The organism is Peribacillus sp. NPDC055009, from assembly GCF_053608705.1.
The window spans coordinates 1-23,416 of the sequence record NZ_JBSGVZ010000021.1 but is presented as its reverse complement, the minus strand read 5'-3'; the positions used below and the strand labels follow the sequence as shown (position 1 = coordinate 23,416).

The 23,416-nt window shown below is 38.8% G+C and carries 18 protein-coding genes and 1 riboswitch; of the genes, 2 read left to right on the top strand and 16 right to left on the bottom strand.

The genetic code is table 11. From position 1 onward, the window contains the following. Nucleotides 1–12 precede the first annotated feature (12 nt). The 10 genes from ACWF5P_RS23000 to ACWF5P_RS22955 form a co-directional block, all read right to left on the bottom strand. Entirely contained in the window at nucleotides 13–1,170 is a 1,158-nt protein-coding gene (locus tag ACWF5P_RS23000) for a UxaA family hydrolase (RefSeq protein ID WP_434169676.1), read from the bottom strand. Between the two features lie 4 nt (nucleotides 1,171–1,174). Further along, nucleotides 1,175–1,474 carry a UxaA family hydrolase gene (locus tag ACWF5P_RS22995; protein ID WP_230175863.1) on the bottom strand — a complete coding sequence of 100 codons (300 nt, stop codon included), beginning with the start codon at nucleotides 1,472–1,474 and terminating at the stop codon, nucleotides 1,175–1,177. Nucleotides 1,475–1,485: 11 nt separating this feature from the next. Continuing rightward, entirely contained in the window at nucleotides 1,486–2,373 is an 888-nt protein-coding gene (locus ACWF5P_RS22990; protein WP_101225469.1) for a fumarylacetoacetate hydrolase family protein, read from the bottom strand. 31 nt (nucleotides 2,374–2,404) lie between these two features. Then, a complete protein-coding gene (locus ACWF5P_RS22985; protein WP_101225470.1) occupies nucleotides 2,405–3,172 on the bottom strand; it encodes an IclR family transcriptional regulator in 768 nt (255 codons plus the stop codon). A gap of 63 nt (nucleotides 3,173–3,235) precedes the next feature. Then, a complete protein-coding gene (locus ACWF5P_RS22980; RefSeq protein ID WP_434167056.1) occupies nucleotides 3,236–5,440 on the bottom strand; it encodes a dihydroxy-acid dehydratase domain-containing protein in 2,205 nt (734 codons plus the stop codon). A 64-nt stretch (nucleotides 5,441–5,504) separates the two neighbouring features. After that, on the bottom strand, nucleotides 5,505–6,755 hold the full coding sequence (locus tag ACWF5P_RS22975; RefSeq protein WP_434167057.1) for a lactate racemase domain-containing protein: 1,251 nt from the start codon (nucleotides 6,753–6,755) through the stop codon (nucleotides 5,505–5,507). A 24-nt stretch (nucleotides 6,756–6,779) separates the two neighbouring features. Further along, nucleotides 6,780–7,823 (bottom strand): TRAP transporter substrate-binding protein, encoded by a 1,044-nt coding sequence (locus ACWF5P_RS22970; protein ID WP_230175860.1) that lies wholly within the window; start codon nucleotides 7,821–7,823, stop codon nucleotides 6,780–6,782. A 60-nt stretch (nucleotides 7,824–7,883) separates the two neighbouring features. Further along, entirely contained in the window at nucleotides 7,884–9,161 is a 1,278-nt protein-coding gene (locus ACWF5P_RS22965) for a TRAP transporter large permease (RefSeq protein ID WP_101225474.1), read from the bottom strand. Beyond that, a complete protein-coding gene (locus ACWF5P_RS22960; RefSeq protein ID WP_434167058.1) occupies nucleotides 9,158–9,730 on the bottom strand; it encodes a TRAP transporter small permease subunit in 573 nt (190 codons plus the stop codon). The genes ACWF5P_RS22965 and ACWF5P_RS22960 overlap by 4 nt, the downstream gene beginning before the upstream one ends. A 36-nt stretch (nucleotides 9,731–9,766) precedes the next feature. After that, nucleotides 9,767–10,795, bottom strand: a complete 1,029-nt coding sequence (locus ACWF5P_RS22955) for a TRAP transporter substrate-binding protein (RefSeq protein WP_434167059.1) — start codon at nucleotides 10,793–10,795, stop codon at nucleotides 9,767–9,769. Between the two features lie 855 nt (nucleotides 10,796–11,650). Between ACWF5P_RS22955 and ACWF5P_RS22950 the strand changes: the two genes are divergently transcribed. After that, nucleotides 11,651–13,387, top strand: a complete 1,737-nt coding sequence (locus ACWF5P_RS22950; protein WP_434167060.1) for a methyl-accepting chemotaxis protein — start codon at nucleotides 11,651–11,653, stop codon at nucleotides 13,385–13,387. Between the two features lie 72 nt (nucleotides 13,388–13,459). Here the strand turns inward: ACWF5P_RS22950 and ACWF5P_RS22945 are convergent, their stop codons facing one another. From ACWF5P_RS22945 to ACWF5P_RS22925, 5 genes are all read right to left on the bottom strand, one after another. Further along, a complete protein-coding gene (locus ACWF5P_RS22945; protein ID WP_101225053.1) occupies nucleotides 13,460–14,419 on the bottom strand; it encodes a DUF4822 domain-containing protein in 960 nt (319 codons plus the stop codon). 76 nt (nucleotides 14,420–14,495) lie between these two features. Further along, entirely contained in the window at nucleotides 14,496–15,197 is a 702-nt protein-coding gene (locus ACWF5P_RS22940) for an ankyrin repeat domain-containing protein (RefSeq protein WP_434167061.1), read from the bottom strand. Between the two features lie 270 nt (nucleotides 15,198–15,467). Continuing rightward, nucleotides 15,468–16,154 carry a response regulator gene (locus ACWF5P_RS22935; protein WP_434167062.1) on the bottom strand — a complete coding sequence of 229 codons (687 nt, stop codon included), beginning with the start codon at nucleotides 16,152–16,154 and terminating at the stop codon, nucleotides 15,468–15,470. Further along, nucleotides 16,151–17,599: a sensor histidine kinase gene (locus tag ACWF5P_RS22930; protein ID WP_402937268.1), complete on the bottom strand. Its 1,449-nt coding sequence runs from the start codon at nucleotides 17,597–17,599 to the stop codon at nucleotides 16,151–16,153. Before ACWF5P_RS22930 ends, ACWF5P_RS22935 begins: the two co-directional genes overlap by 4 nt. 615 nt (nucleotides 17,600–18,214) lie before the next feature. Then, nucleotides 18,215–20,473: a metallophosphoesterase gene (locus ACWF5P_RS22925; RefSeq protein WP_434167063.1), complete on the bottom strand. Its 2,259-nt coding sequence runs from the start codon at nucleotides 20,471–20,473 to the stop codon at nucleotides 18,215–18,217. Nucleotides 20,474–21,200: 727 nt separating this feature from the next. Next, nucleotides 21,201–21,379: riboswitch (Lysine riboswitch) on the top strand. A gap of 133 nt (nucleotides 21,380–21,512) precedes the next feature. Here ACWF5P_RS22925 and dapA point away from each other — a divergent pair. Further along, a complete protein-coding gene (dapA, locus tag ACWF5P_RS22920; protein WP_101225060.1) occupies nucleotides 21,513–22,409 on the top strand; it encodes a 4-hydroxy-tetrahydrodipicolinate synthase in 897 nt (298 codons plus the stop codon). A gap of 437 nt (nucleotides 22,410–22,846) precedes the next feature. Here the strand turns inward: dapA and ACWF5P_RS22915 are convergent, their stop codons facing one another. Then, nucleotides 22,847–23,338, bottom strand: coding sequence for an Lrp/AsnC family transcriptional regulator (locus ACWF5P_RS22915; protein ID WP_230175854.1), 492 nt, complete (start codon nucleotides 23,336–23,338; stop codon nucleotides 22,847–22,849). Nucleotides 23,339–23,416 lie beyond the last annotated feature (78 nt).

Genomic DNA, 23,416 nt, shown 5'->3' with positions numbered 1-23,416 from the left:
TCCTTTTTCGTTTTAGAATGTCGGTCCAATTCTCCATATACCAAAGTCATGCTGCTTTAATATCTCCGCTTTTGTTAGTTTTCCGTTTGAAACATGTTGAATTTCTTCCATGATGCGCCTGCCCACTTCATCAACGGTTTCTAAACCATCGACAATCGTACCAGCATTTAAATCCATATTTTCATTCATCCTGTCAAACATTGGTGTATTAGTCGAGATTTTTATGACGGGTGAAATAGGAGAACCCGTCGGCGTGCCTCTTCCACTTGTAAAGAGAACGATTTGGGCACCGCCTGCGACCATTCCCGTCAATTGCTCAATGTCGTGGCCAGGCGTATCCATCCATACGAGCCCTTTTTTTGTGGGCACCTGGGCATAATCAATGACCTCTTCAAGTCTGGTTGTGCCTGATTTTGTCGCTGCCCCCAGTGATTTTTCCTCGAGTGAGCTGAGACCTCCCTCAATGTTTCCCGGACTCGGATTTCCGGTGCGGATATCTACGCCCATTTGTATCGAGCGGTCCTCCATCATTTTAATAACCGCATAAGCTTTTTTGGCTACCTGATCGTTTACCGCCCGTTTAGCGATCAAATGCTCCGCACCGATGAGTTCAGTCGTTTCCGCTAATATTGCGGTTCCCCCCTGCTGAACAACCAAATCGCTTGTACGTCCGACTGCCGGGTTAGCCGATAAGCCGGAGCATGCATCCGACCCACCGCATTCTGTGCCGACAATCAGCTCGCTAAAATCACATAATTCCCGCTGCACCATCGAGGCATCCTGGACCATTTTGACCGCAATTTTAGCTACTTCGGCAATGGTTTGAAGAGTGCCGCCATGTTCCTGAATCGATACCGTTTCCACTGGTTTACCACATTTGGCAATTTCATCTCCAATACGGTGCGCCTGATGTGTTTCACAGCCAAGTCCGAGTACTATGACACCATATACATTTGGATTCATGCCCATTCCCGCATAGGTTCGGGCCGTTTGATCATAATCAGAGCCCACTTGCGCACAGCCATGCTGATGAATGAATGTGACGGTTCCGCTCACCAGCTCTGTTACTCGCTGCGCTGTTTGTGTTGCGCATGTTATCGTTGGCAAAATCAGTACATGATTCCGGACACCGACGCGTCCATCCGGACGGCGGTAGCCCCAAAACTGCATTTTTTCATTCAGCAATTTTGTCACCCCTTCCTCTTTTACCTTCTAAATTGTGTACATGAACATGTGCACCAGCGGGAATAAAAGCTGAGGCTGCACCTATGACTTCCCCATATTTAATTATGTCTGCTCCTTGTTCGATGGCTTTGACTGCGAACTTATGTCCAAAACGAATCGGTTCAAGAATGGATACGACAAGTTCTTCCATGCCTTTCTTCACAACTACTGATGTGTTTTCAGGGATTTCGGATAAAGCGACAGCTACACTATCTTTCGCACTTAAGTAAAGTGTTTTATATTCGCTCATTTTGTCACCCCTTAAATTGTTTGAACTGCTTTACTTTGGATAACCGGGTTGTTCAATACTCCAATCCCTGGTATTTCGATTTCAATTCGGTCATCGCCTTTCAATGTAAATTCATTTGGCGGAACCACACATGTACCAGTAAGTAAAACTGATCCGTCAAAAACAGTATTATCTAAGACTAAATAGTCGACAAGCTCTTCCAATTTTCGTTTCAGTTGGTTTACTTTCGCTTCACCTTCAAATACTTTTTCTTCATTTCGATAAATACGGCACATGATTTTAAGCTCATATGGATCCGTAACAGCCTCTTTTAACAATATTGCCGGTCCAATGGAGCAAGAATTTTTCCATACCTTTGCCTGTGGAAGATAAAGCGGATTTTCACCTTCAATATCTCGGCAGCTCATGTCATTACCCGCGATATATCCGAGTACCGTTCCCTCTTTATCGATGACCAGACCAAGCTCCGGCTCAGGAATTTGCCATTTTGAATCTGAACGCAAGTATACCGGATCATTCGGGCCCACAGTTCTTGCTGCAGTCGATTTAAAGAAAATCTCAGGACGCACTGCATCATAAACTTTGTCATAGAATGTTTGGCGGTCCAGCTTTCCTTGCGTAGCTTCGTAGTTACGTGCTTCCTTGCTTTTTTTATAGGTAACGCCAGATGCCCATACTTCAGGTGCGTCGATAGGAGTTGTTAATTGAAGACCTTCCAGTGGCTGCAGTTCCCCTTCGGCGGCAATTTGTTTTACAATATCAAACGCTGTTCTGTTATCATGACGTGCCGTTGTAATCAACGACATAAAATCCGTAAATGGAAGGTCCACCACATTGTTTTCGTTTGTCACGGCAGCAAGTTGTTTTTTACTTTCTTTTACATAGCGAATAATTCTCATTTTCTAGTTCCTCCTAATTGGCAGGCCTCATTTATATTTTTTGATATTCATAGCCGAGCTCCTGCGAAATTTTACTGCTGCATTCCTTTAAGAGACGTACATAATACTCATGTGTTTCTTCATTTACTTTAGAAGCAGGCATCGATACACTCATTGCAGCGATTACCTTGCCTGAATAATCTTTTATCGGTACTGCCAGACAGAAAATGCCCGGTTCGTTTTCTTCATTATCCATTGAATATCCATTAATGCGTGCTTTTTCGATTTCCGCTAAAAATTGGTCCTTGGATCTAATCGATCTATCGGTCGGTCCTGTATAATCATAGCCGTCCAAGAGTAAATCCAGTTCACTATCCGTTTTGGTTGCAACAAGAGATTTGCCAACTGCACTCGTATGAATCGGAACACGCCGGCCAATACGGGAATAGAGGACCGTTACCCCAGTGCCCTCCACTTTATCGACATAGACACCTTCCTGCCCGTCTAATATGACAAGGTGCAGCGTCAAATTCGTTGTTGCTGAAAGCCATTCAAGATGTTTTCTTGCTACATTGCGCAAATCGAGATGGGTCACGACAACGCTTCCCCTCTCCAATAGCTTTAATCCTAGCGAGTATTTTCCATTTTCTTCGCCTTGTGAAATATAGTGATGCTCCTGTAAGGTTTTTAATAGTGAATGAACCGTACTTTTATGTAAATTCATTCGTTTGCTTATCTCTGTTATAGTTAGTTCACGCTCACGCTCATCAAATAAATCCAATATTTTCAAGGCACGCTCCACCGATTGGATGATAGGCATCGTTCCTCACTCCTTTTATCATTCTGTCTACCTTTATCTTATCGGATTTACGACGAGCATACCTCACTTTATTTCTACTTTTTTTTCCTGGATTATAATATCTTGTTCATAATCAAGCACCGCATCCTCAATGACAGCGATTGGAACAACACCATTTGCTGCATCTGTATGTCCAAACATCCTGTTGCTAGCCGCAACCATTTTTTGTCTAACTTTCATCCGCTGCTTGCGTTCAGCTGCCAATGATTGTCTTTCTTCTTTAAAATGATCCGCAAAATCATGAATAACCTTTCCAGAATGAAGTTGAGTAGAATCTACAAAATCAATCCGTCGATCACGAAGCTGAAGGTGAATTACATCCCCTGATTTAAGTAAACCAATGCCGCCACCTTCATACGCTTCCGGTGTCATATGTCCTATGGCAGCACCATATGTGACTCCTGAATAGCGGCCATCGCTAATGATTGTAGCGATTTTTTTCATAACACGATTTGCATTGATGTGTTGCATTGGTGTAAACATTTCAGGCATTCCGAATGCCACTGGCCCCTGCCCTGAGATAATAACCGCAATTTTCAATGTGCCTGCTTCAACCATCCTGTCAAATAGCTCCCCATAGGTAGCGGTTTTTAGAAGAGACCATTCCGGCTCATTGTTGTATTTAAGAGATTCTAGCAATAGATTATGTTCGAAAAGCTTTTGCTCTTTTATTTTTGAAAGCAGATTTGAATCGAGCAGGCTTTTATTTGCATCATCTTCATTTTCGTAATAAAGGACAAATGCAAGCTTATCATCGAATTGGTCAAGCTGTGGTGTCGGCATACCGCTGATTTTTACAACGGCGCTTTCAAAGAAGTTTCCTTTTAATACATCAACACCGCTGAATCCACGGCGTGGATTGGATAAAATGACCTGATTTTCCTTTACATTAACCGCTTTTAGGCTACTTGTGATCGAAAGTCGTTCTTTCCAGGTTTTTGCTGCGACAGTCGGCGCATCCTGATCCATTGGTACACCATTCTCAATAAGTTCATGAAAAAGTGTTTCCATTCCTCTGCTGTTCCCGCTGCAACACTGCATCGCAAGTGAATAAATGTCCCTTCCTTCTGTCAAACTGTAATCAAATAAGTCAGGAATTGGATGTGAATGATGAATGCGGTCAAGGTCCCATAAACTGAATTTGTATCCTGCATAAAGCATGCCTGCAACAATATGCATCATTAAGTTAGTAGAACCACCCGAAGCGCTGTGAATACGGATTGCATTTTTTATGTTCGCAGCGACAATGTTGGCCACGCCGTAGCGCTCTTCGTTTATCATGCCGGCAAAGCTATCAAGCACCGAATTAATCTGGCGTTGTGTTGGTGGATCGGTCAACAGCTCCACTGCTGGATGAACGAGACCCATGCCTGCCACTAAATGACGTGAACTATTCCCCGTACCATTAAAGGCACATACACCTCCCTGCCCGTCACATGTTGCGACAGCAAGTCTCATTTCAAAGTATTTATGCTGTTCCTTCGTCAATATTCCTCGTTCATAGGCCCGTTCAAATACACCCTGAAATGCAGTATTCGATGAACATTGCAATATATATGCCATCGTATCTCGTAAATCAACGGCTACATCAGTAGCTCCCTTACTTTCCGCTTTTTTCGCAAGAGTTTCCAATTCTTCAATCACGTCAGCTGGAATCGAACCGCCTTCCAATACGTGAGCAGGTGCGAATGTTGCGAAAAAGGGTGCTTCACCACGGTTTCGGCGAACACGATCAACATGTGCGAGTGCACTTACAACACCAAGAGGCTGCTTATCACACCCTTGAATTACGAATGCACCATGATAACTGTGAGCTTCTAGCTGGTTGACAACCATTTGTGCAACCGCGTTTCGGCTCTGGAGAGAGTAACTCATTCCTTGATTGTTTTGCGCAGTGCCATCACACATCACCGGTGTCGAGAAATGAAACGGCACACCGCCGTTTTGCCAAATGCGGATTGCTGCCCGTGCTGACGTTTGGTAATCCATTATATGGGCCGGATGATCGGACGAACCACCGATTATTGCGATACGCGGGGCATTCCTCTCTAGCCGCATATAAATTTCTTCAAGCGTCCAATCAGGCTTGCCCCCTTCATATGTGGAGCCAAGCGTCAGCTTCGAACGGTCCAACAAACCTGCAACCGTAATGGGTTCATTTGCTTTTCCCTGTACATTATCGCGGTAAGGGTTTATCCCGTTATCAATTAGTGGATATAGGTGTGTCATTTCAGCACTCCTTTTCTGATTTCAAATGAATTCTTCCATTCTCTAAAAATATTAACCAAGGTTTTTAGTCTAGTGCCAATTCTTCTGGTTCTGACAGGATTTCTAAATTTTTGTTTTTTAAAGCTTCTTCCATCATGCTTTCAGAAATCCAAATTTCACCGATTTCAAGCGTATTTTTTATTCTTACGACTCTCACTTTATTCAAATTGAAGGCATTGCACGTTTTGATAGCAGCTTTAACAGCTAATTCCTGCGTATCTAAAAACATCGGGAGCTTTACTACATCTGTCACTGTGCTTGTGAGTGCATTGGCATAGCCTTTTTCCCATTCGATTTCATTCATGACGGCCTTCGTCGTCATATCAGCCATGCCGATGCCGTTTGCATTACCGTGAGTTTTTTCAGTAAGTCCAAGTACAACGGTCCGTTTAACCTCTGGCCCACCGGTAGCATATGGAGTGGCGAAGTTACCCGTAATATTCGGATCCATTCCATCCCCTGAAATATCCTTTCCGAGTTCATTTACAATAAGTACGTCGATCGAATCGAAATGGATTCTTGGCATCAATGATTTTGCTTCAAGCAATAGTCCCGGTTCCACTTCCTCCAATTCCTCTGCTGGGACTGCGACGATTTTCGCTGGTTTATCATAGGCATTTTCAATAGTCGCAAGACCAAATATGATAGGAGCTTTCGCTAAAGAAATTTTTGCCATTTCAGGGACATGTTCCGCCATATACTTAAAGCTGTATGCATGTGCAGCTTCGGCTCCCTTTTGCTTGCCTAAACCGATTGTAATCATTTTCATTAGTCCGCTTTCAACCGGTCCGCGAAATGCCGTATGTGGTTTTATCCGATTAATGACAATGATTTTATCTGATTCATATGCAAACTTATCAATATAGACAGGGAGCCCATTTGGCAATTCATCCAGTTTAATAACTTCCATCGATGACAGTATTGACGCTCCAACCGATTCTTCTGAAATACCCAGTTGAAGCAACACATCAATTTGTCCATCCCCTGTAGCACCCCCATGGCTTCCCATTGCAGGGACTATAAAAGGATTACCGCCAGCCTCCTTAACGGCAGCCACCGTTTCTCTTACAATAGTAGGAAGGTCCGCCACCCCTCTGCTTCCTACTGCAATTGCCACCCTGTCATCTTCATTTATTCTTGATAAGACACCTGCTTCTTTTATCGCCTTCTTCACCTCACCAGCTACATCAGCTATATGAGGTGTAAGAAACTTCTGCCTCACTTTGACCATTTTCGGTAATTGGATTTCACGTAAAAGTTCAGAGATAATATCCATTTTCTATCCTCCAAACAGTCTGGATTATTTACCGCGTACTTTTTCAACTTCGCTCATCATTTCCTCTACAAGATCCGGCCCGAATTTCTGGGCATATTCGTCCGTCACTGGTTGGATGGCTTTCTTCATTTTTTCCATTTCTTCCGGCTCTACTTCATTGATTTTCATTCCTTCTTCTTTTAGATACTTAAGTGCCTTTTCATTTTCTTTTTGGTTAACTTCCCGTTGATACTTTCCAGCCTCTTGTGCGGCCTCACTCATGATTTTTTGCTCTTCTTCTGATAGGTCGTCCCAGAACTTTTTACTTACAAGGAATACAAATGGTGTATAAACATGATTTGTAAGACTTAAGTAGTCTTGCACTTCATTATATTTTTGCGTTTGAATTGTTGCGAGTGGGTTCTCCTGCCCATCAACAGTGCCGGTTTCCAGTGCAGTAAATACTTCAGAGAAGGCCATCGGCGATGGATTAGCACCCAACTTTGAAAAAGCATCTAAATGCACTTCATTTTGCATGGTACGAATTTTAAGGCCTTTGAAATCCTCAACCGTTTTAACAGGGTGTTTACTGTTGGTTAAGTTTCGGAAACCATTTTCCCAATATCCCAGACCTACTAAATCATGTTCCGGTAATTTATCCAAAAGTTTTTTGCCTATTGCACCATCAAGTACGGAATAAGCTTCTTCTTCATTATTAAAGACAAACGGGAAGTCATAAATTCCAAATTCCTTAATCATTCCCACAAGTGGAGAGGTTGAAGGAACAGTTACTTCCTGTAAACCACCTTGAAGTGCTTCTGTCATTTTCTGATCATCCCCGAGGGTGGCATCAAAAAAGTTTTGGACCTTCATTTTTCCCCCGCTTTTTTCTTCAACCAGTTCTTTAAATTTCTCCATTCCTTGCCCTTGTGGATGCATTTTACTATTCCCGATTCCTGCTTTGATTGTTCTTTTTTGAATACCGTCAGCTGAAGCGCTTTCATTTTGGTTTCCGCAAGCACTTAATAGCAATACGGCTGGCAGTAAAACCCCCACCGCCAAACGCTTGAACAGATTATTCATTATCATTTTCCTCCTATTAATTAAGATGAATATCAGCATACAAACCGAATTACTAGTTTAATTCCGTTAGGAGGTAAACCAGCCTAGAGGAACCAGCACTAAGGAAGGGAACAGAATCAACAAGATCAATACAATTACTTCCACGAGCAAGAAAGGCCAAATCCCCTTCATGATATCTTCCATACTGATCTTGCTTATGCCGCACATGACATTTAATACGGTTCCGACCGGTGGTGTAAGTAAACCGATGGCGTTATTCAGGATAAACAGGACACCAAAGTAAACTGGATCAATACCTGCAGCGACCACCAATGGCATCAATACAGGTGTTAGAATAAGGATTGTCGGCGTCATATCCATAGCAGTTCCAACTACGATGACCAATAAGTTTATCATTATTAATAGAAGGAATGGATGATCCATAAATGGCTCCAGCAATCCAATCACCTGACCAGGTAAATCGGCTACCGTTATCAGCCAGGATGACACGAGTGCCGCGGCGACCAGAAACATGACAACACTCGTCATTTTTCCTGCATGAACAAAGACCTCATACAAATCTTTCATTTTCATTTCTCGATAGATTACAAGACCGACAAATATGGCGTAGACTGCAGCCACCACTGCCGCTTCAGTCGGTGTGAATAAACCGAATTTCAATCCACCAATGATAATGATGGGCAGGAATAGAGCCCAAACTCCTTGACGAAGAGAAGTAAGAATTTCTTTTGTTGAAGCCCGGGGGTTAACGGCGACTTTATCTTTTCGTGCAACAATGGCCCAGGTAACCGTTAGTCCAACCGCTAGTAAAATACCAGGAACGATTCCTGCCATAAACAGCTTTGTAATGGACACTCCACTTGCGACACCGAAAATGATAAAGCCAATACTTGGCGGAATGATCGGGGCAATGATACCACCGGATGCAATCAACCCACTTGACCGGTTCACATCATACCCTGACTTCACCATCATTGGAATTAATATAGCCCCAAGCGCTGCTGTATCGGCAACGGCAGATCCTGATAAACTTGCAAACAACACACTCGCAATGATCGCAACATAGCCAAGGCCTCCCTTGATATGGCCAACCAAGTTCATTGCCATCTCAACGATACGCCGTGATAATCCGCCCCTATTCATCGCCTCTCCTGCAAGCATAAAGAACGGTATGGCCATTAGAGGGAAGTTATCAGCGCCACTGATTAGATTTTGTGCGATTATTTGACTATCAAAAATACCAAGGAAATACATTAACACTACACTACTCACAAGTAAGGCAAAGGCAATAGGTATTCCAAGTCCCATGGCTCCCAGTAAAGATCCGACAAATACACCTATCATCCCTGTTTCTCCTCCTTGACAATCCTAATATCTGAAGCAAATTCATCAGTATGGAGAGAAATTAGCTCTTCTGACTCACTTATCATCACCAATTCTTCGTCTTTAATTTTATTGAAGAAAATCCGATATAAATTGAAAATGATCATGCTGCCCATTGAAACACTCACAAGAATACCTGTCCCATATACAAATGCCAGTGGCATGCCTGTGGCTGGTGCAGTACTATCAATGTTTATCAATGTCATTTTCCAGCTGCCATCCAGGATCAGGAGAAGAACGAATAACATCATCAAATCACTAATAACAAGAACCACTTTTTTCATCTTATTCGGGAGCCGTTTGATGACCATGTCGACACCTAAGTGTTCTTTGTTTTTGAAAGCTCCGATGGCGCCGAGGAACGTCAACCAAATAAAGAGATACCTTGACATTTCTTCTGACCAAGTAATCCCTGAATTAAAGAAATAACGAAGTACTACATTACCAAACACGAGTACGACCATAATTGCTAAAGCTGCTGCCATAATAATGTTCAACGAATTTTCTAGGGTTTTGGAAATTTTTTTCACCTATACATCTCCCCCTTCCTATCTAAAGCGCCTGCTTCATTCTGCTTTTATTTTTCCTACAAGCTCTTCCGCCCAGTCATTTTCCTCAAAAACTTCATCATAAACAGGTTGAGATGCTTTTAACATTTTTTGTGCAAAATCTTCGTCAGGCTTAGTGAATTTGATTCCATTATCCTTAAGATATGCTTTGTCATCTTCATAACTTTTTTCCATCAAATCAAACTCATATGCTGCCGACTCTTTTGCTGCTTTTTGAATGATGGTTTGTTGCTCCTTTGTCAGCCCTTTATAGAATTTGCTATTGATAATGTAAATATTGGGGCTGAACATATGCTTGGATTCTAGTACATCACTTTGAACTTCATTCCACCCCGAGGATCTCAACGTGGCAATGGGATTATCTTGAGCATCCACTACCTTTTGTTCAAGTGCGGTAAAAACTTCTGAAATTGGTAATGGACTAACATTTGCCCCCAATGATTCACCTAGTTTTATGTAATTCGGAATGTTCGGCATTCTGAGTCGAAGTCCATCAAAATCTTTCATACTCTTAATTGGACGATTACTCGAAAACATCCTAAATCCATTTGCACTCCATGCGAGCGGTGTCACTCCATGCTTTGGATCAAGTTCTTCTGTCAATTCTTCTCCGATAGGTCCATTCAATACCTTCTTTACATGATCGTAATCCCGAAATAGGAAGGGCCATTCCGGAACACCCATTTTCGGAATGTCCGACTGCATAATTAGTCCTGGAACACCCATTTCAATCGTTCCGTTTCTGACGCCGTCATAAAATTCTTTTTCTGCACCTAAAGTACTGTTCGCATAAATCCGAACCTCTAGTTCACCATTACTCTCTTTTTCTACTATTTTTTCAAATTTTTCTCTCAAGGCAATGTTTTGAGGGTGATTTTCAGCAAAATAATTCGCCACTTTTATCGTTTTCTTTTCAACGCCAGATCCACTGGCTTTTTCACCCTCACCTCCACCACATCCTGATAAAAGTAAAGCTGCTGCAAGAGTTAAGCTTGTGGAGAATACAAAAGGCATTCTTTTTTTCAATAAAAACCCTCCCAAAAGTTTTTTGTAAGCGTTATCATTTATGACTGATTTTAAGAACTTCTCCTCACCCTTGTATAAGCCAAAGTTAAATTGTTTTATATTATAAAACTCCGTTTTGTTTTATTCGGAGTAAGGAAAACACTTCACTTCTAGTTGCGTTTCAAGTTGATTCATGACATTTTAAACAATTACTTTTAATAACATGAAGGTTAATTTGTTCTACATTATAAAACTCGGTTTTTAAATTTGAAATCTTACGTTGATTATAAGCTTCCAATTTTACTAATGTCAAACCATTTTTTGAATTTTATAACAATTTAACAAAACCTCTATTTTTCGCTAATTAATATTTAGAGAATCAACATTTATTAATCATATCCTTTTCAGTCAAGATTTATAGAATCAGAATGGGAAAGATGAATTTTTTCAATACTAAGATATTTATAGAATAGAGAATCGAACATAACTATAGGTTTCCCTTAAAATACATTCCTCTCCTTTATTGAGCTTTTAAGTTTGGAATTTTGTTTTTCCTTCTGAAAAAACTGTCTTTAAGAACTTTTTTCTTTTATGACCTTGCGTTTCATCAAAGTGGTAATCGTTTGTATATTTTAACCCGTGTCTTTCATACAGAAGTTATTTTCCTTGTATAAAGATTTATACTTTTTTCTCTTTTGAAAAGTTACAATCCATTATTTATATTGAGATCATTTCATTATGAACCTCTATCCAACAGGTTAAAGACTAAAGGGAAAAAACTCTACTCGAAGCTTTTAAAGGCTCATTAAATATATTGAATTATTACCGATATATAAAACATGGTAAATATATAACACGGGGAAGGAATAAACAAAGATGAATAAACTCAGTACGAAAATAGGTTTTGTTCTTTTAACAGGTATGGCCATTACATTAATTGGAAGTTTACTATTGATGTATAAAAGTACAAATGATACGGTTGAGAAAACAATCGCTATGAGCAGCTTAGACATCGCAAGCAACATCGCTCAAGGAATAAATCCAACATATTATGCCGATTTTTTAAGTAATCAATCCGAAACCTCTACATATTGGGAGATACGCGAACAGTTAGACGATTATAAACAAAAAACTGGAGCATTATATGTCTATACATTGGGGATTGACGAAAGTAGCGAAAAAGTCCATATTCTTATAGATGGAATGGGTAAGGAAGATAAAAAAGCATCTCCCATTTCAACCCCCACAACCGTAACTTCATATCAGGATGTAGAAAGCGTCATGAAGGGAAAGGTTTCTACCACTTCCATCGTTCATGATCCTGAATATGGTGACTATTTATCCGTTTTTGTTCCCATAAAGAAAGGGGACGAGGTCATTGGAATACTAGGGGTGGATATTGATGCCAGTAAAGTCGATGCTACGACCGGCAAAGTACTGGGTGGCATCCTTCCCCTGATGATAATAATCAATGTAATCTTAATGGCAATCGTTGTAGGTGCATTAATATGGTTCTTGACTAGAAAGTTAAGCCCCCTTCTCAAGGTCAGCATGGCTGCAAAGGAAATCTCAAATGGAAATTTATTATCAGCCAATAAACTGATTAGCAACACAAGGGTTAAAGGAAACGACGAAATAAAGGTTTTAGTGAAATCCTTTGAAGAAATGATCACCAATACAACCATTATTGTCAACTCCATGAAAAACTCATCATACCAGCTATTGGAATCATCAAGTGATATCGAACACAAAATCAAAGAAATGGATACTTCCACACAACATATTGTTAAAGGCATTCAGCAAGTTGCAGGGGCTGCGGAAGTACAATTGCACAGAAGTGAAGAATCATCAAGGGTCATCGAGGAAATGACCATAGGGATACAAAAAATTGCCGAAGCTTCTTCTGAAGTCAGCGAACAGACAAATCATGTTTCAGCTAGAATGTCCATCGGAAATAAAGATATAAATGAACTCTCAAATCAAATTCTGCAAGTAAAAGATGTTATGCTGCAAACAAGTTCAGAAATAAAGAAATTGGACGAACAAGCAAATGAAATTGTGAATATTGTACATTTAATTACGGGAATTGCCGAGCAAACCAACCTGCTGTCATTAAATGCGGCCATTGAAGCTGCTAGAGCCGGTGAACAGGGTAAAGGTTTTGCGGTGGTATCGAACGAAGTACGGAAATTGGCAGTAGGCACCAAGGAATCTGCAATCAATATACAAGAGTCCCTACTTCATTTTAAATCCATCATAAATGAATCAGTGAAAATGATGGAAACCGGTACTAAAGAGGTAGAGGAAGGGACAAAATTTGTCCTGAATACAAGAGAAACATTTAAACAGACCATAAAATCCTTTGAGCATGTTAGTGATCAGATTCAAGAAATATCCGCCATTACAGAGCAAATGGCAGCAAGTTCTCAAGAAATCAATGCTTCGATAGAAGATTTTGCAGGGTTAACAAGGGAAACGGCAGTGGCTTCAAAGCAAGTTGCCCAATCAACCGATCAACAAGCGAAATCCATGGAGGACATCTCCTTCTCCACCTCTTCGATGGTAAGGCTCGCTAATGACCTGGAAACATCTGTTGAACAGTTTAACGCGTAAAAAAATTGAACTACATTCTATTACTATATCAAGAAAGGGATTTTGCTATTAATGCAAAATCCCTTTTTTTATTTACTTAGTTGATTTTAGCTTCAAATCACCTTCATAAGGTATATGTTCAACTGTTATCGTTATATCTTTGCCCTCTTTATCTTTACCGATTCGTTTATAAGTGAATTTATTTTCATTAAGCTCCGTAAGTTCAAGAACTGCACCATACTTATTTTCCCCTTGTGAAACATGGGCTCTAATCTTATTTCCATGAACAACATCGTAATAGCCGTAATCACCACGGCTTTCACCGGTTTTAGCATCAAAAAATTCATACTTATTTGTTTTATCATCATATTTTGCCAGACCTAAATAATTCGAGTTATAGCTTGATACATCATTTCCCTTTTCATCCAATGCCACTGTACCTTTCCATGTGGTGCTTGATAAAACTTTGTCTCCATCAACGTCTGTAACTACATCTCCTGTATAAGTTTCCAAATTTTTGTCTGGATCAGTAAAGGAAAGTTCTGTTTCAGTATAGGGAATATGATCGACAAACACTTCTACTTCGTTACCTTTTGCATCTTTGCCCATTCTTTTATAAGTAAACATATCCTTATTCAGTTCAGTTATTTCAACAACGGCTTGGTAACCCATTGATTCTGAAATTAACACTCTAATCTTCCCATTCGTGATAAAGAAAGTTCCTTTATCACCTCGACTTTTTTTAGTATTTTTATCAAAAAATTCATATCTCGATGCTTCATCATCATATTTAGCTAGACCAATGAAGCTTGCATTCTCCTTTGTTAAGTCATTATTATTTTTATCATAAACTTTTGTTCCTTGCCAATTCGTGCTAGTAAGAATTTTAGTCATTTCCTCTCCTGCGGTTAACTTTTTTTCTTGTTTACTCTGTTTTGCAGTTTGTTCCTGCTTCTGAGCGCTTTTATTTTCTTGTGCGTTTGTGTTACATCCTGTTATTGCCAACGTTATCCCAAGTAGTATAGCTGATGAAATTATTGCTTTTTTATTCATTTTTTCGTCTCCTCATCATATTGTGGTTTTTTTTGTAGTGCAATTGATATTACAAATTAAAAGTATAGCGATCTGGTTATTTTGCTCCTGCCTTAAGTAAAATTTGTTCAATTTCCTTAAACCCTTTCTCGCGGGCATGTTGTAAAGGTGTCATACTGTTATTATCGGGGATGTTGACATCTGCCCCATGATCTATTAGCAATTGAACTGTTTGCTGCTGTTTTCCATCTCCATCATTCAAAATGATTGCTTCTAGCAAAGCGGTCCAACCGAGATCATTCACATGATTCACATCAATATCAGTTTTAGTAAGAAGTTCTTTAATAACCTCAACATAACCATGTTCCGAAGCAGGGATTAAAGCCGTTCCACCATAACGGTTGGTTATAGAGGGGTCTGCACCCGCTTCAATCGCAAGTTTAAGTATATCTACATAACCTTCAGCACCGGCATACAAGAAGGGGCTATTTTTCATGTCATCCTGAATGTTGACGTCTGCACCCGCTTCAATAAGGATTTTTGCCGTCTCTACATCATTGTTATAAGTCGCAATCATTGTGGCGGTTCGCCCTTCCGAGTCCTGTGTATTTATTTCTGCACCTTGCTCAATCAAGCTTCTTATTCTTTCCGTTTCTTTACGTTCTACGGCTTGAATAAATTGTACATTCATTCCCTTTCCTGTCTCCTTTTCTTGTTTATTTAGCTCTACTTCATTATCCAAGACACAGCCTTGAAGGATGAAAAGGCTTCCGATGACAATCGTTAGCCATCTCCACATGAAACACACCATCCTTTCCCTGTTTGTACTTCACAGCCGCAAATGGATTTCCCGTCATTCTTATGTAGCAAATTGACATGTTCTTTAGGTTTCATGATGTTTTTTTCTCCCTTTTATTTTTAGTTGCTTACTTATTCCGTCTTCATTATGTTAATGCTTAACCTTAAACTCCCTCTAAACAATCTCTTAAATAATGATTAACTTATTAATAAAATTTCTTAATGTTTATAAAAAAAACCGCCACTTCGTGACGGGTCCTTAACATGCTATTTAAACATTAAAGCGATACCCTGCTCCCCAAACGGTTTCCAAAAATTTAGGATGTGCAGGATTTCTTTCAATTTTTTCACGTAGTTTCCTGATATGGACGGTGACAGTCGAAACATCCGCAGCCGATTCCAATCCCCAAATATTTTCATAAAGCTGCTCTTTGCTTAATACTTGATTCGGATGCATGACAAAAAACACCAAAGTATCGAATTCCTTTGTTGTAAACGGCACCACTTCTCCGTTTATGTGAACTCTGCGCGCTGACTTATCTATTGAAATCCCATGAACATAGATTGAATTAGATTTGGGGTGACTTCCTGATAAACGTTCATACCGCGCTATATGCGCTTTCACTCTTGCAACTAGTTCACTTGGACTAAATGGCTTTGTAATATAATCATCTGCCCCTAGACCAAGCCCCCGAATTTTATCAATATCTTCCTTTTTGGCGGATACAAGCAAAATCGGGATATTCATGACAGCACGTATTTGTTTGCATATCTCAAATCCATTCAACCCTGGAAGCATGATATCCAAAATGATTAAATGATAATTTCCTTGAAGGGCCTGTTGGAGACCTGCATCACCAGTATGTTGAATATCGACACTAAAATCATTAATTTCCAAATAGTCCCTTTGCAATTCAGCAATACTGACTTCGTCTTCAATAAGTAATATCTTTTTCACATTTCCTCACCTTTCTTTATGGAAAAAAAGACACTTGTACCTTTTCCTATCTCGCTAGTAGCCCAAATATCTCCACCATGCTCGCCGATAATTTTTTTTGCAATCGCAAGTCCTAAACCACTTCCACCTGTCCGGGAATTTCTAGATTCCTCAGCACGATAAAAGCGGTTAAATATATAAGGCAAAGCAGAAGATTCTATTCCATAGCCATTATCAGTTACTTGTACAACAACATCATATAGTCCTTCATGCAGAGAAATGGAAATGTGTTTTTCATCTTTATTCATATACTTTACACAATTGCTGATCAGGTTGGCCAATACGCGTTTCAGTTTCTCTCTATCCGCTGTCACGTATATCGGCTTATTCACCTGATGAAGTTCAATCTGGATCCCTAGTTGAAGTAAATCCAGTTGAAGTTCTTCTACGTAGTCTTTTAAATACTTATCTAACCTGACCGTTTCAAAAGTGAATGGTTCTTTTTTCAAATCCAACTTGGAAAATAAAAATAATTCATCTATCAATGAATCCATATCTCTTGCTTTTAGGTATACAGTCGATAAATACTTGTCCATTTTCTGTGGGGTGTTTGCTACTCCGTCTTTAATCCCCTCAACATACCCCATAATCGAAGTGATCGGTGTTTTCAAGTCATGGGAAATATTAGAGAGAAGCTCTTTGCGATTTTCCTCATACTGAAGCTGAATGTTTACGGACTCTTTTAACTTTTTTCTCATTTCCTCAAAAGCTCTATTCAATTGCCCGATTTCATCATTCGAAGTCGCCTTGATTTCAAAGTTTAAATCTCCTGATTTTATCCGCTCTGCGCCTTCTTTAAGAATTGAGATCGGTTTGATGATGCTACGTGAAACTAAATAATTTAATAGTCCAATAATCATTACAAACAGTAATAACAATAGAGCGAATAAAATGGGAAAGAGCTCTCGAGTCAGCTCGGCATATGAACTTGCCTTTCTCAATACAAAAATACTTCCTTCACTTTTATCTGAAAAATAAAAATCAAACTTCACATAAGTGAAAAAAAAGTCTTTCATTTTGATTGTGTCCCGCGTATTGATATTCGTTTCTTCGAACTTGGGAAGTGATTGTATCAAGCCTGGCTTATCTAGTGTTTGGGACGCATAATCAATGTTTTTACCTTTTCTAACGACAATCTTAATATCTCCATGTTCAATCTTCTTCAGCTGTTCTTCATTTAGCAGCTGCTCAGGGTTATTTTTTGCCAAAAGCTTTAAATCGAGAAACACACTTTCCTCTACTGCAGTCAAAGGTTTTTGGAGATAAGATTTTTTGTATAAATGTTCTATCGCTTTTACATCACCTGTTATCGCAAAAATAAGTAAAAATCCAGCTGTTAAAAACAAAGTGATGGAAATAAGGATTACGCCAACGTAGGACAACAGAAATCTCATTTTAATTGACAAATATTTTCACCCCGCTTCGATCTTTCGTTTACTCATTTATAGAAAAGTTGTTTATCTGCTGTTCTTGCATAAAAAAATGTTGCCCACGATAACTTTTTTTAGTACTAAAAAAAACATATCACACAAATCTTAAAATTTTCTAAAATACATATAAAAAATCCTATTCTATTGTCAGTTTACAGTTTTTTTATTTGAAAAACGTTCCAGCTTGATTTCAGAAATCCGCTCACTTTCCGCCGACTGTCTGCCAAGCCTACTCGACGCAAGCGTCTGTGGGGTCTAGGCTAGCCAGTTTTTCGGCAGGAGTGTCGCATATTCCTTCAATCCATTGGGTTTGCAGTTCATAAAAAATAAAAAAATCATGCAGTATAACCAAGTCCTTATTTAGTTTTGCCTGCAGTTTCTTTATTTAAAAACGTTCCAGCTTGATTTCAGAAATCCGCTCACTTTCCGCCGACTGTTTATCAAGCTTCCAGCGGGGTTCCGGCTAGCTTGTTTTTTGTTAAAATATTTTTTATTTGTCCAGAGTTTGTGAGACATAGAGAAAAAGCGAACTTCCCCTTAAGGAAAGTCCGCATTTTACAAATATCAAGAAAAGTTCATCTGTTCTTCTCTTTACTTTGGTGAAACGATCATTTGGTCATCCAATCTAATATCGTCAATCGACCAAAACCAATTATTTTTAGCATTATGCATTCTCCATTGTAATTTCATAGAGGCAGCATCTTCAGGAACATTAATCGATTTAACTTCATACTTATTCAAAACATGTCCATTTTTATTATCCGAAGCAGCTTTATTGTCATAAACGAGAACTTGTTGTTTTTCCCCATTATCAAAGACAGCAGTCACTTCAGCTGTTTGCGTTCCTTCTTGTTTATAGTGGGATGCAAATCCTAAGTATAGCTCTTTGGCATCATCAACTTTTACAGTAGGTGAAGTTAATGTACTATCAAAATAGCCTTTTGCTGCTGGTGAACCATTATCATCCCATTCATCAGGATCCGCTACTGCTATAACACCTTGACCAAGTTCAAATTTGTTACGCTCCTGGTCTTCTGCTTTTGTCCAAAAGTCCTTTGTTGTGAAGCTCCAACCTTGCCACTCTTCTGTACCAGCTGGCATATTCGAGCTATTCGTAACCGACCAGCCATTAGGAGCTGTATGGCTCCAACCGAGAATGGAACTTGGAATGTTTTCATTCACTGCTGGCTTTAATGCAGACTCTAATTGGTCAAAACTTTCTCCAAGCATCATGTTGACGAATACATTTATATTCTTGGAGCCAATTATTTGGCCTTCCTCGTAAGCAGTAATCTTGAATTGTGATGAACCCGATATCTCCTTGCTAGGTGTAGCTTTTATTGTCAACATTTTTTCTTCTGTTCCTGATAGCACATACTCAAGTTCATTGTGCTCCAAACTCCAACCTTCAGGTGCATCAACTTTAATTTTCCCGTTCATACTTTTACTTCCATAATTTTTCACCTTCACTTGGAGTGCAGTCGATTCACCTTCTGTTACTAAAGAAGGAGAAGCTTGTGTCGAGACCATTTCCAGGGCTTTTGTCTGACCTTCAGCCAGTAACACCTTTTTACTGCTATTGTTAAATGAATCTAGTGCTTGTACCTTAATTTCATAATCAGTACCTGGCTTAAGTCCAGCAACAGGGAACTCTAAATTCTTTGGTACAGGATCATAATAGAATTCAGAAAATGCGGTGAAATCTGCGTCCATCTCCCCTGTTTCCTTGTTTTTGGCTGTAATGTGATATGAATGTACGAGTGCGTTATCTATTGCCTGTGGAAATGTTACATTCAAACTTCTTAGTGTAGATTTTTCTTCTACAATCGAAGCCTTATCTTTAACTGCAAAAACCGGTGGTAACTGATCTCGATCGTCTGTATATTTAAATTTATTTTTTTTAGAAGGATTTTTTATTACCCATGGTTTTCCTGTCCAATCGTCTTTATGAAAGTCACGTTTTTTAATGACAACTTTATTATTATAAACTTCTACAATCATTCCTTGACTAATATCCCGATATCCTTCTGGATGGAACCCTTGAAGTTTGCCTGGCTCCAATTCCAAATAACTTACAGAAGACGTGCCAACTGACGTAAAGTCTTTTTGATGAATCGTTCTCGGGTCTTCGAGTGGATAATGAGAATGGCCTGAAAATGTAATAACCTGTGGATGTTTCTTTAAAGTATCATATAAAAGTTCTTTATTTTCCTGAGTTCCCCACAAGTCACTTCCATACACAGTGTCTTTAATGTGTTGATGAAGAAAAACAAAGATTGGTTGGTCCGGATTCTCTTTTTCTGCTGCAGCTAACTTTTCACCTAGCCAGTTAATTTGATTAACGGAATATAAACCATGCGTATTACCATTTTCCGGACTTAACGTAATAAAATCATATCCATTTACTTTTTTATGATAGTAAAGAGAATCCATTCCTGTTTTCTCGAGAAAACGATCTTGTGCCTTTTCAACGGAAAGTCCATTCCAATAATCATGGTTCCCCATTGTAAACATGGATTGGACACCACCTTGTTTCTTCTCATTATAAATGGAGAAGAACTTATCATATTCAGAAGCGTATCCATAGTCCGTTAAATCCCCAACGACAACAAAAGCATCCTGTCTAGGCGCAGCTTTATTTAATTGATCCATGGCTGTTCTGAACTTGTTCATATCAGCTGTTGATCCATCATCAATATGCACATCACTGATTACTGGAAAAACGAGCTCAGGTTTACGTTTATTATCTGAATTTGAAGATTCCGAGAATGCTTGTACACTTGATAAAGAAGTTGTTAATCCTACCGTTACAACTGTCAGCATTGCTGCAAATTTATTTTTCCCTTTCAAAATCAATACCTCCTATTTATCGTTTAGCTAATTATGTATTTTTTAAACAGATCAACAACTATCCTCCTTGTTTATAAATTTTTAAGGTGTTTACCAATTAAAATAGTAACTTTACATTATTAATAAAATATAAGACCAATGTAATTTATATATTAATAATCAGAAAAGGACTAAGGCCAGTATTCGTTCCATTCACTTTTGTTTCGTTTTTGGTATTGATTTTCCATTTCTTAATGGGAATGGGGTACTATCCCTACTATCCCTCAACTACGTAGTTACCCGTAAAATGGTAATATTTATACAGATGGTAAATGATTCCACAGTACATAGAAATACCAATTTTCATATGGTAAAGTCTAGAAGAAGGAAAGGAGAGAGGTTATTATAAAAAATTATTAAATATTGTGATGGTAATAACTCTTGTCTTTGGACTGTTTTTTGCGATTGCACCGATGAATAAAGCATTAGCATTGTCCTACGATAATACAAACCCTTATTCGTCAGGTTGTGCTTCTAAAAGCCCAATCACCTATGAAACAGAATATATCTATAAAACTATTAATGTTGAGATTACATAATCTAAAAAAGATGAATCCAGCCCTATACCGTATCCATTTTCATTGATTATTCATGTATTCTTAAAAAAATTTTCTAAATTGCCTTGCAATAGAAAGGATTCCTTGTTATATTACAGTCAATTAAATATTTTCTTACTTCATACTTTTGAAGTGAGGATAGAGGAGCAAAAACCATTAGTACACATTTTGAGGAGAATGAGATCCTATGACTATTGTGGAAAGGGGAATTTGCCGAAGCCGAAAGAATCTCATGTTCTTGAAGCTGGTTCTGCTATTGAATAAATACAGGACTGTCATATAGGAAACTATATGGAGGGCTATCTTATGCGCGGAAACATTTTTTTGATAAATATTGTTTCTACTGCAGCAGCGAATCCTCGTTGTTGCTTTTTTGCGTTTACTCCTGAATGGCCCACCACCTCTGAATATTTTTAAAAAATCATACAAAAGGGTGTGAAGTTATGAATTTTGGCCAAGTTTTAACCGCAATGGTTACCCCGTTCAATCATAATGATGAGGTTGATTTTAATGCTACGAGAACTTTAGTAAACTATTTAATTGCTAATGGCTCTGATGGATTAGTAATAGCTGGTACAACTGGAGAGTCCCCTACATTAACAACAGAAGAGAAACTGGATTTATTCAAAATTGTTGTTGAGGTTGTTGATGGAAGAGTTCCAGTCATAGCTGGAACTGGCTCAAATAACACGAAAGCTTCCATCAACTTAACAAGGCAAGCTGAGGCAGCAGGAGTCGACGGAATAATGCTCGTTACCCCATACTATAACAAGCCGTCTCAAGAAGGATTATTTCAGCACTTTAAGGCTATTGCCCAATCAACATCTTTACCGGTAATGCTCTATAATATTCCAGGACGAAGTGTTGTAAATATGTCAGTAGAGACGATTGTTAACCTCTCAAGAATCAACAATATTGTGGCTGTAAAAGAGGCAAGTGGTGACTTAGATGCCATGGCACAAATCATAAGCAAAACAACTGGTGATTTTACATTGTACAGCGGCGATGATGGGTTAACATTACCGGTTTTAGCCATCGGTGGAACAGGAATTGTTTCGGTTTCTTCACACATAATTGGTAATGAAATGCAAGAAATGATAAATAGCTTTAAAAATGGTGATGTCCATGGTGCTGCCGCTACACATCGTAACCTTCTTCCAATCATGAAAGCATTATTTGCTGCACCAAGCCCCGCACCAGTAAAATCAGCATTAAATATGCGGGGGTTAAATGTTGGAGGTGTCCGGTTACCATTGGTCCCTTTAAACGATGAAGAAAAAAGAGCACTACAAATGGCTCTACAACCTAGAAACGAAGAAGCTGTTTTGTTAAATAAATAAATAAAGATAATGATTCATTCAGCATACTTTAATACCGTTTTTCTAATTAAAGACCATAATAAACGGGATTAAATTTTAAAAAGCAGTGCAACTCATAAAGAGTGCACTGCTTTTTAATCGATCCACGGCTCAGTGCTTAAACTGGTTGAGCAATCCATTTTCAAGAAAAAATATATGGCATACAGTTGGCATTATAAATTTCAAATTTCTAACGCAATGATTTTATCGGGATCGATCATAAGCTTGTATTTCTAGTGATGTTGAGATGTAATTATTGAAAGACATAGTGTACCTGCCCAATTCTCTTGAAGTGATAAGAATAATCTTAAATGACTCGTTCCTTGGGATCCAATCTATAAAGGACTTCATTTTTTTATTTCTTCTTCTACCTTTTCTCTCTCTCTTGTTCTATAAAACACGTTCGATAAAGTGTTCTTTTACGAACGGGACTTTTCTTCCCATATAGGTAAAACAGTTGAATATTTAATTTCTCTAAGAGCTAGGCTAGTTTGAATTTTTGTTATGCCTAGTTTATTTAACTTTCTAATAAATATTTCTAATTCCTTCCGATCTTTATTAGCCACTTTTAGAAGATAATCATACTCACCTGTTAAACAATGACACTCTAATACTTCTGACATAGAAGCTAATGCCTTTTCCAAAACTTCCAGTTCTTCAGCTTGATGTATATTTGTACTAATAAAAATGAAACATAATAAATCAAAACCTAGCTTCTCCTGGTTTAAAATTGCTACTTGTCCATTAATAAACCCTTCATTTTCCAAACGTTTTATCCTTGAATGTATAGCTGGGGGAGATAACTTGACACGCTTTGCGAGCTCAGTATTACTTAACTGTGCATCCTTTTGCAGTAAATCTAAAATTTGAATATCAACATTATCTAGAACCTTGCTTACGATAGATTCCACTTATAGTCACTCCTTTTACAAATGTTCCAAAAACGGTATCATCTAATAGCTAAAACTTAATTTAATTCTGTTTATCGG

Excerpts from the sequence above, each read along its gene's own strand:
- ACWF5P_RS23000 (WP_434169676.1), bottom strand. The coding sequence starts at position 1,170 with ATGCAGTTTTGGGGCTACCGCCGTCCGGATGGACGCGTCGGTGTCCGG.
- ACWF5P_RS22995 (WP_230175863.1), bottom strand. The coding sequence starts at position 1,474 with ATGAGCGAATATAAAACACTTTACTTAAGTGCGAAAGATAGTGTAGCT.
- ACWF5P_RS22990 (WP_101225469.1), bottom strand. The coding sequence starts at position 2,373 with ATGAGAATTATTCGCTATGTAAAAGAAAGTAAAAAACAACTTGCTGCC.
- ACWF5P_RS22985 (WP_101225470.1), bottom strand. The coding sequence starts at position 3,172 with ATGCCTATCATCCAATCGGTGGAGCGTGCCTTGAAAATATTGGATTTA.
- ACWF5P_RS22980 (WP_434167056.1), bottom strand. The coding sequence starts at position 5,440 with ATGACACACCTATATCCACTAATTGATAACGGGATAAACCCTTACCGC.
- ACWF5P_RS22975 (WP_434167057.1), bottom strand. The coding sequence starts at position 6,755 with ATGGATATTATCTCTGAACTTTTACGTGAAATCCAATTACCGAAAATG.
- ACWF5P_RS22970 (WP_230175860.1), bottom strand. The coding sequence starts at position 7,823 with ATGATAATGAATAATCTGTTCAAGCGTTTGGCGGTGGGGGTTTTACTG.
- ACWF5P_RS22965 (WP_101225474.1), bottom strand. The coding sequence starts at position 9,161 with ATGATAGGTGTATTTGTCGGATCTTTACTGGGAGCCATGGGACTTGGA.
- ACWF5P_RS22950 (WP_434167060.1), top strand. The coding sequence starts at position 11,651 with ATGAATAAACTCAGTACGAAAATAGGTTTTGTTCTTTTAACAGGTATG.
- ACWF5P_RS22945 (WP_101225053.1), bottom strand. The coding sequence starts at position 14,419 with ATGAATAAAAAAGCAATAATTTCATCAGCTATACTACTTGGGATAACG.
- ACWF5P_RS22940 (WP_434167061.1), bottom strand. The coding sequence starts at position 15,197 with ATGTGGAGATGGCTAACGATTGTCATCGGAAGCCTTTTCATCCTTCAA.
- dapA (WP_101225060.1), top strand. The coding sequence starts at position 21,513 with ATGAATTTTGGCCAAGTTTTAACCGCAATGGTTACCCCGTTCAATCAT.